This is a genomic window from Campylobacter sp. RM12642 (assembly GCF_020137635.1).
Classification (GTDB): Bacteria; Campylobacterota; Campylobacteria; order Campylobacterales; family Campylobacteraceae; genus Campylobacter_E.
This window is the reverse complement of record NZ_JACGAT010000072.1, coordinates 1-828: the sequence shown is the minus strand read 5'-3', so window position 1 is coordinate 828 and position 828 is coordinate 1. Positions and strand designations below refer to the sequence as shown.

The following is an 828-nucleotide window of genomic DNA, read 5'->3' as shown; positions in this document are numbered from 1 at the left end:
ATGATTTTACTAAGAATAAAAAAGCATTATTATTAAGCTTTATAGTAACTTTTGTAGTAATGTTTGCTGAATTAATTTATGGGTATTTAGCTAATTCTTTAGCATTAATTAGTGATGCACTTCATATGATAACACACGCTTTTGCATTGATAATAAGTTTTATTGCACTAATATTTATTAATAAACAAGATAGTAAAAAAACTTATGGATATTATAGAAGTGAAATAATAGCTGCTTTTATAAATGCTATTATGATAGCTATATTTACTATATTTATTATCTATGAAGCTATTGAAAAACTATTAAACCCAAGTAAAATAGATATAAAGACTATGCTTATAGTATCTTGCTTTGGACTTGTAGCAAATATAATTAGTGCTTTATTATTAATGAAAGCTGATACAAGTAATTTAAATATTAAATCAAGTCTAATTCATATGCTAAGTGATTTACTTAGTTCTGTTGCAATTATTATTGGTGGGATTATTGTTTATTATACTGATTTTTATTTTATTGATTCAATACTAGCTTTAATAATAGCTTTAGTAATTGCTAAGTGGTCTATATCATTATTTAAACAAAGCTTAGATATTTTACTTGAGAGTTCATTCATTGAGATTGGTGAAGTAAAAGAATTTATATTAAAGCAAGATTTAAATATAAAAGATATTCACGATATACACATTCATTCAATCTCTCAAGATTATCATATACTAACAGCTCATATAATCTTAGATGATTTAAATGAGTTTAAAAGTGTTTTACAAAAGCTTAATGCTTTACTTAAAAATAAGTTTAATATACATCATATTACTATTCAGCCAGAAA

Annotated in this window: 1 protein-coding gene; it reads left to right on the top strand. The window is 23.2% G+C overall.

Annotation, left to right across the window (positions count from 1 at the left end; genetic code table 11):
• Window positions 1–828 (top strand): cation diffusion facilitator family transporter (locus AVBRAN12642_RS09720; protein ID WP_336608315.1); only part of this gene is annotated, 828 nt, incomplete at both ends.